Annotated in this window: 6 protein-coding genes and 1 pseudogene; 5 read left to right on the forward strand and 2 right to left on the reverse strand. The window is 73.1% G+C overall.

Going from position 1 to position 7,683, the window contains the following annotated elements:
* The 5 genes and pseudogenes from ACLEQD_RS32150 to ACLEQD_RS32170 form a co-directional block, all read left to right on the forward strand.
* Positions 1–1,045 (forward strand): YcaO-like family protein (locus ACLEQD_RS32150; protein ID WP_410389317.1); only part of this gene is annotated, 1,045 nt, incomplete at its 5' end.
* A gap of 69 nt (positions 1,046–1,114) precedes the next feature.
* Positions 1,115–3,001, forward strand: a complete 1,887-nt coding sequence (locus tag ACLEQD_RS32155; RefSeq protein WP_410389318.1) for a radical SAM protein — start codon at positions 1,115–1,117, stop codon at positions 2,999–3,001.
* Positions 3,002–3,063: 62 nt separating this feature from the next.
* Positions 3,064–4,161: an amidohydrolase family protein gene (locus tag ACLEQD_RS32160; protein ID WP_410389319.1), complete on the forward strand. Its 1,098-nt coding sequence runs from the start codon at positions 3,064–3,066 to the stop codon at positions 4,159–4,161.
* Positions 4,162–4,171: 10 nt separating this feature from the next.
* Positions 4,172–4,816, forward strand: a pseudogene (locus ACLEQD_RS32165) (hypothetical protein); the annotation flags it as partial.
* 266 nt (positions 4,817–5,082) lie between these two features.
* Entirely contained in the window at positions 5,083–5,574 is a 492-nt protein-coding gene (locus ACLEQD_RS32170; RefSeq protein ID WP_410389320.1) for a SagB family peptide dehydrogenase, read from the forward strand.
* A gap of 28 nt (positions 5,575–5,602) precedes the next feature.
* Here the strand turns inward: ACLEQD_RS32170 and ACLEQD_RS32175 are convergent, their stop codons facing one another.
* Together ACLEQD_RS32175 and ACLEQD_RS32180 are read right to left on the reverse strand one after the other, a co-directional pair.
* Complete coding sequence (locus ACLEQD_RS32175; RefSeq protein WP_410389321.1) at positions 5,603–6,025, reverse strand: BMA_0021/BMA_0022 family TOMM bacteriocin; 423 nt, start codon at positions 6,023–6,025, stop codon at positions 5,603–5,605.
* A gap of 1 nt (position 6,026) precedes the next feature.
* On the reverse strand, positions 6,027–7,683 hold a 1,657-nt coding region (locus ACLEQD_RS32180), incomplete at its 5' end, for an ATP-binding protein (protein WP_410389322.1).

Consider the following 7,683-nt stretch of genomic DNA (forward strand, 5'->3'; position numbering starts at 1 on the left):
GGCGCGCTGTGTGAAGCGCTGGAGCGCTACAGCGCGGTGTTCCAGGGCGACGAGCCCGCGTCCACGCCACGGCGTCCCAGCTGGCGCGAAGGCCGTACACCCGGACGCGCTCCAGCACTTCAGCGCCGCGCAGCTCCAGGCGCGGCCCGCCACGCTCGAAGGCCCGGCCCGCCGCGACATGCGCACCGCGGTGCCCCTGCCCTACGCGGATCAACCCCTGGACTGGAGCCCCGCGTGGTCGCTCACGCACGGGGTCCACAAGTACGTGCCCACGTCGTTCGCGTACCTCTTCACGCCCACGCCCCCGGGGGCGGACGGGCCGTTCTGCCTCTTCAACTCCAACGGCAACGCGGCGGGCAACTGCGTGGAGGAGGCCATCCTCCAGGGCTTCCTGGAGCTGGTGGAGCGCGATGCGGTGGCGCTCTGGTGGTACAACCGCCTGCGCCGTCCGCGCCTGGACCTGCGCTCCTTCGACGAGCCGTGGTTCGCGTCCGTGGAGGCGCACTACCAGTCGCTCGGCGTCCAGCTGTCGGTGTTGGATCTCACGCACGACCTGGGCATCCCGGTGTTCGTCGCGCTCGCGTGGTCCCCGGAGCGGAGGCGGGCCTGGGCCGGGTGCGGCTGCCACTTCGACGCGAAGCTCGCCGTGCAGCGCGCGCTCACGGAGGTGGCCCAGTGCTACGACCCGAAGGACACGGCCCCGTCGCCCTGGGACGCGGGCGCGCACGACGACGTCACCTGGCTCTTCCCGGACGACGCGGTCCCCGCGCGCGTCCGCGCCGACTTCCCGCGCGTGTGGCATGACGACCTGCGCGACGACGTGCGCGAGTGCGTGGCCGGCGCCCGCGCGGGACTGGAGCTGCTGGTGATGGAGCAATCACGGCCGGACGTGGGCGTCTGCGCCGTGAAGGTCATCGTCCCGGGGCTGCGGCACTTCTGGCGCCGGCTGGGCCCCGGCCGGCTGTATGACGTCCCCGTGCGGATGGGGTGGCTCGCGGCCCCGAGGACCGAAGCGCAGCTCAACCCCGTGCCGTTCTACTTCTGAGCCATGGCCCCGCCTCCTGAACCCAAGCCACGCATCCTCCTGGTCCAGTGCGGGCCCGACCGGCGCCACGTGGACCGCGAGACGGAGGACTTCGACCCCGAGCGCGGGCTGGTGAAGCGCGCGACGATGACGCCGCTGGCCTGCGCGACGCTCGCGGCGCTCACCCCGGACGCCTTCAGCGTGGACATCTGGGACGAGGAGCTGCACGGACAGCTGCGCGCGGACACGGAGCTGCCGGACTACGACCTCGTCGGCGTGTCGGTGATGTACTCCGCCCTCACCTACCAGGCGCGCTTCCTGGGCGGCCTCTTCCGCGACCGGGGCGCCACGGTGGTCGCGGGCGGCCCCGCCGTCTCCGCCGCGCCGGAGGACTACCGGGGCTTCTTCGACGCCCTCTTCGTCAACGAGGCGGAGCGCACCTGGCCGCGCTTCCTCGCGGACTGGCTCGCGGGCGAGTACTCGCCGGAGTACCGGCAGCTCGACAAGCCGTCGCTGAGCGAGAGCCCCCCGCCGCGCTGGGACGCCGTCGCGGCGGACTTCCCGCGCTACGCGTGGGGCTCCGTGCAGACCACCCGCGGCTGCCCGTTCGACTGCTCCTTCTGCGACGTCATCTACCTGTACGGCCGCAAGCAGCGGCACAAGCCGGTGGAGCGCGTGCTGGAGGAGGTGCGCGCCCACGCGGCGCTGGGCGCGGAGGGCGTCTTCTTCGCGGACGACGAGTTCATCGGGGACGCGGCCTACGCGAAGCAGGTGCTCGCGGGGCTGGTGCCCTTGAACCGCGCCCTGCCCCGCCCGCTGCGCTTCTTCACCCAGGTGACGATGAACCTGAGCCGCGACGCCGGGCTGCTGGAGGGCATGGCGGACGCGAACTTCTACACCGTCGTCCTGGGCATCGAGTCCTTCGACGCGGGCGCGCTCAAGGAAGCCCAGAAGCACCAGAACGTGCGCGCGGACCTCGTGGGCGACCTCCTGCGCATCCAGGCGCACGGCATCGGCCCCCGGGGCAGCTTCATCGTCGGGTTCGACCACGACACGCCCGCCGTCTTCGACTCGCTGCACGCGAACATCCAGCGCACGCACCTGCCCTGGGTGGTGGTGGCGCCGCTCCAGGCCCCGCGCGGCACGAAGCTGTGGACGCGGCTGCGCGCGGAGGGCCGGCTCGCCACGCCCAGGAAGGCGCACTCCCAGGACCGGGGCGCCATCGTGCTCAACGTGATGCCCCTGGGCATGACGCGGCCCCAGCTGCTCGAAGGCTTCCGCGACCTGGTGGAGCGGCTGTCCACCTGGGACGCCGCCTGCGAGCGCATCCGGGGCTTCATCGCCGGCATCCAGCGCCCGCCCCAGGTGAAGGAGCCCGAGTGGCCGGAGGCCGTCACCGACCGCTTCCTGCGCGAGGCCACCGCCGCCTGGGCCCTGACGCCCGGCGAGCGCCAGGCCGTGGGGGACACGCTCGCCCAGGTGCGCCGCGCCGCCCCGGCCATGCTGCCGCGCGCGGTGTTCTTCCTCGCGCGCAACCAGAACGAGCGCCGCCGCCACGAGCGCCTCTTCACGGACTTCGACGCGGTGCTGGCCGCCGAGCGCCAGGGCGACCTCGTCCCGGACACGCAGCCCGTCTACGTCCCGGCCACCTTCGCCGCGGCGATGCGCGACGTGTTCCCGGACCTCTTCGTGCGCCTGAGCCGCGACCTGCCCGACCGCCGCGACGTGCCGGAGGCCTCGCGCGACGTGCTGGTGGACTTCGTCGCCCGCTGGGGCGAGGGCTTCCAGACGCTCCAGCCGCAGCACCACGAGTTCCTGCGCGAGCTGTGCGACCGCGCGGTGGAGACCCGGGGCGGACGCGCGGGCACGCTGGAGGACGCGGAGGAGCAGGCCCTGCGCGCCCAGGCCCGCCGCACCGGCCTCCTGGAAGCGCTGCTCAAGGACGTGCGCGACGAGCTCGCGAGCTGGGGACCCTGACGCATGCGCGACGGCCTTCGCATCTTCGACGCGGACCGACACGTCCTGGAGCCGCTGAGCCTGTGGGCGGAGCAGCTGGAGCCCGGCCTGCGCCGCACGCGCCCCGCCCGGGACGCCTGCCGGACGAAACCCTGGAGGCGCGCCTGGAGCGGCTGGGCCCCCAGGGCCTGCTGCCCGTGCAGCCGCTGCCGGAGGTGGACGGCAAGCCGCTGTGGAACCACATGCCGGAGAGGGCCTGGGTGGAGTTCTCCGCGCGCTCCTACGCGCAGCTGGGCCGCAACGAGCTCCTGCAGCGGCCGGACGTGTACCTGGCCCAGATGGACCGCGACGGCGTGGACATGGCGGCCCTCTTCCCCACCTACGCGCTGCTGCTGGAGGGCTTCTGGCCCCTGAAGCCCCAGGTGGCCACCGCGTTCGCGTCCGTCTACAACACCTGGCTGCATGACTTCTGCGCGCACCAGCCGGAGCGCCTGCGGGGCGTGGGGCTCATCAGCCGCCACGAGCCGGAGGCCATGGTGGCGGAGGTCCGCCGCGTCGCGGGCTTCGGCTGGCGCGCCGTCATGGTGCGCCCCAACCCCATCAACGGCCGGCTGCTGTCGGACGCCGCCTACGCCCCCTTCTGGGCCGAGTGCGAGCAGCGCTCACTCGCGGTGGTGCTCCACGGCAGCGGGCACGTCTACGTCCCGTCCGCGGGCGCGGACCGCTTCGACACCCGCTTCGCCAACCACGTCTGCGCCCACCCCATGGAGCTGATGATGGGCCTGCTGGCGCTCCTCCAGGGGGGCGTGCTGGAGCGGCACCCCACCCTGCGCGTCGGCGCGATGGAGGCCGGCTGCGGCTGGTTGCCGTACTGGGCGTGGCGGCTGGACGAGGAATATCGTGCCGTGGGTGCAGAGGTCTCCGCCACCATCCGACAGCTCCCTTCCTCCTACCTGCGCCGGCACTGCTTCGTCTCCCTGGAGCCGGATGAGCCCTACCTGTCTGACGTGGTGCGCCACCTCCCGGAGGACCGCCTCGTCTTCGGAACCGACTTCCCCCACCTGGACCACGGCGAGGATGTGCTGGGGTCGCTGCTGTCCTTGCGTGACGGGATGACCGAAAGTCGTCTACGAAAGGTTCTCTGGGAAAACCCGACTCGGTTCTACGGTGTGGAGCCGTGAGGCCGCACGAATGAGATTGTCGCTCGCCGAAGGTGTGGCGCTGCGTTGCCCCGACGCGGAGGACGCACGCGTGGAGGGCCCTGGCCGCTCGCTGCGGCTGGGCCCGCTGGCCCCCGGTGTGCGCGCGGTCTTCGAGTCGCTCGCGGACGGAGGCATCCACGAGGCGGAGGTGCCGGCCGCCGCGGGCTCGGACGCGACGCTCGCGTGGTACTGGCTGGACCTGGCGGGCGACGGCGGCCTGCTGTCGTGGACGGTGGAGGAGCGGGGCAACCTGCTCCTGACGCTCACGCCGGCCTCCGCGTCCTTCCTGCGCCACCGCGCGACGTTCGACGCGACCCAGCCGCTGCAGCTGTCGCGCTTCGCGCACACGCGCATGGCGGAGGGCCGCGCGGTGCTGGACTGCCCCACGGTGCACGCCACCGCGGCGCTGCATGACCGGCGCGTGGTGTCGCTGCTCTTCGACATGGCCCGCCCCACGCTGCTGGCGCGGCTCAACCAGTTCAACACCGGCATCGAGTCCTTCACGCTGCGGGAGCTGGTGCGCCTGTTGGCGGAGACGGGCATCCTGGTCCCCAACGGGCTGGACGTGCCGGCGTCGGAGGAGACGCAGACGGCGCTGAAGCAGTGGGAGCCGCACGACCTGCTCTTCCACCTGCGCTCGCGGGGCTGGGGCCACCAGACGCGCGCGGGGGCCACCTACCGCTTCCGGGGCGAGCTGCCCAACCCGCCCGCCATCAAGCCGTCGGTGACGCAGGAGGCGGTGGAGCTGTACCGGCCGGACATGGAGGCGCTGCGCGCGGGCGGCGACCGCACCTTCACGGAGGTGCTGGAGGCCCGCCGCAGCCTGCGCGGCCGGGCGCCGCCCCGCTCACCGTGCGGCAGCTGGGAGAGTTGCTCTACCGCGCCGCGCGCGTGCGCGAGGTGCGCACCACGCAGGACGGGGACATCACCGACCGGCCCTACCCCGGCGCGGGCGCGGTGTACGCGCTGGAGCTGTACCCCATGGTGGGCGAGTGCCAGGGCCTGGCCCCGGGCGCCTACCACTACGACCCGCTGGGCCACCGGCTGGAGAAGCTGAGCGGCCCCACGCCGGAGTTCCACGCGCTGATGGACGAGGCCCGCGCGCCGGTGGAGCCCTTCGAGCGGCCCGAGGTGCTGATGGTGGTGGCCGCGCGCGTGCCGCGGCTCGCGTGGAAGTACGAGACGCTGGCGTACTCGCTGGTGCTGCAGGACACCGGGGCGCTGGTGCAGACGCTCTACCTGGTGTCCACCGCGCTGGGACTCAGGCCCTACGCGCTGGGCCGGAGCGACCCGGACTTCTTCCAGCGCGTGGCGGGCGTGGACGGCTTCGCCGAGGCCTCCGTGGGCGCCTTCGCGGTGTCGGGGGGCGATCCTCCGGACTCGGCCCCCTGACGGCCGCGACGCGCCCGCGCGGCGGCTCTCAGCAGCAGGGGCTGCCGCAGCAGTGCGAGCGGCCGTAGGTGTCGGTGAGGCTGGAGAGGGCCACGGCGTGGTCGGCCACGTCCGCCGGCTTCTTCGGCAGGTGCAGCTCCACCTCCGCGCTGTTCACCTTCCAGGTGCTGTCCGCCGCCGCGTCCTTCGCGGTGGAGGGGACGACCTTCAGGTGGATGCTGGCGGGCAGGTCGAAGTCGAAGCGCTTCTTGAGGGCCTGGCGCGGATCCTTCTGCAGCGCCGCCTCGAACTCCGGCTCCTTCCACGCCAGCGCGACGGCGCGCATCCACACGGCCTGCCAGTCATTCACCGTGGCGGCCTGGGCCCCCGCGCTCCGCGTGGGCTTGCGAGCCACCGGGCGGGCCCGTGCGGGCGCGGGCGCGGCCTTCGACTCCGGCTTCTTCTTGCTCATGTCAGCGTTCTCCTCCCAGCGCTTCCAGCAGCGCGCCGGCCTCCTGGATGGGCGGCGTTCCCCATCCTTCGGAGAAGGTACTGTAGACCGTTTGCAGCCGTTGCCGGGCTTCTTCCTGTCGTCCCGACGCCTGGAGCACCCGCGCCAGCGCCGTGACGGCCTGCAGCTCGCGCATCCGCGCCCCCTGGGCGTGTGCCACCTCCGCGGCCTGCCGGAAGCACGCTTCCGCGGAGGGTGCAGTGTTTCCATCCCGCTGCAGCAGCGCCTGTCCCTTGACGCGCAGCAGCTTGGACTCGTGGTACGCCTCGCCCAGGGCCTGGGCGCGCTGCCGGCCCTGCTCCACGGAGGCGAGCGCCGCGTCCACGTGGCCCAGCTCCAGCTCCAGCTCCGCGAGGATGGCGTAGTAGGCGGGCTGGTCCATCTCCGTGCCGAACGCCTCGCGCATCGCCATGCCGCGCCGCATCGCCTCCAGGTCCTTCGCCGCCCACCCGCGCAGGATGCCCACGTAGGCGGACTGCTCCAGCAGGCCGTAGCGGTGGGACAGCTCCGCGTGCTGGGCGATGAGCTGGAGCGCCTCCGCGCGGTCGCCGTGCTCCTGCGCTATCAGCAGCAGGTAGATGAAGGACAGGCCGATGCTGGTGCCGTGGTTGAGCTCGCGGCCCCACGCCACCGCGGCCTCGCCGTGCGCCTTCGCCTGGTCCGGGAAGCCCAGCAGCCACAGCCCCCGGCACAGCACGGACTCGCCGCCCACGCGCGTGTCCTGCCCGTAGAGGATGCGGTGGATGCGGTGCGCCACCGGGTCGAACAGCGACAGGCAGCGCTCCGCCTTCGCCTTCGCCTCGCCCAGGCGGCCCTCCAGCAGCTCGATGTTGGAGAGGATGGTGAGCGCCACCGCCTCCTGTCCCGCGTCCCCGGTGCGCTGCGCCAGCGCCACCAGCCGGTCCAGCAGGCCGCGCACCCGGCGCTGGTCACCCCCCAGGTGGTAGAAGATGGAGAGGACCCACAGCGTCGGGGCCGCGTAGGGGCTCTCACCCACCGTGAAGAGCAGCTCCAGCGAGCGCTCCGCCACGGTGCGCAGCTCCTGCGAGCGCCAGCCCTGCGTGGACATCAGCGCCGGCGCGAGCACGCCGTTGAGGCTCAGCTCCAGCTGCGCGCGCTCCACCGGGTCGTCGATGGCGTCCAGCCACGACAGGCCCAGCCGGGCGAAGAGGATGGCCTCCAGGTAGGCGGAGCGCACCAGCGCGGCGAACGCGGCCTTCTGCGCGTAGACGATGGCCTTGCGCTTGAGGTTCGCGGCGGCCCAGTGGTGCGCGAGCAGGTCCGGCCGGGCCTCCACCTGCTCCGGGAAGTGCGCCTCCAGCGCCTCCGCCGTCTTCGCGTGCACCTGCTGCCGGTACCGCTTGAGCATGGAGTCGTAGGCCGCGTCCCGCACCAGCGCGTGCTTGAAGAGGTACACGGGCCCCTTCGGCCGGCGCTTGCGGTGCAGGAGCCCGGAGCCCACCAGCCGCTCCAGGTCCGCCTCCAGCGCCTCCGGCGTCAGCGGGCTCACGTGGCGCAGGAGCTCGTGCGTCAGCTCGCGGCCCAGCACGGAGGCGATCTGCGCGGTCTCCTTGCCGCGGCCCAGCCGGTCCAGGCGCGCGACGAGCAGGTCCCTCAGC

Source organism: Corallococcus sp. 4LFB (assembly GCF_046520365.1).
Lineage (GTDB): Bacteria > Myxococcota > Myxococcia > Myxococcales > Myxococcaceae > Corallococcus > Corallococcus caeni.

Bases quoted from the DNA above. Each gene is read 5' to 3' on its own strand.
- ACLEQD_RS32175 (WP_410389321.1), bottom strand. From the start codon at position 6,025: ATGAGCAAGAAGAAGCCGGAGTCGAAGGCCGCGCCCGCGCCCGCACGG.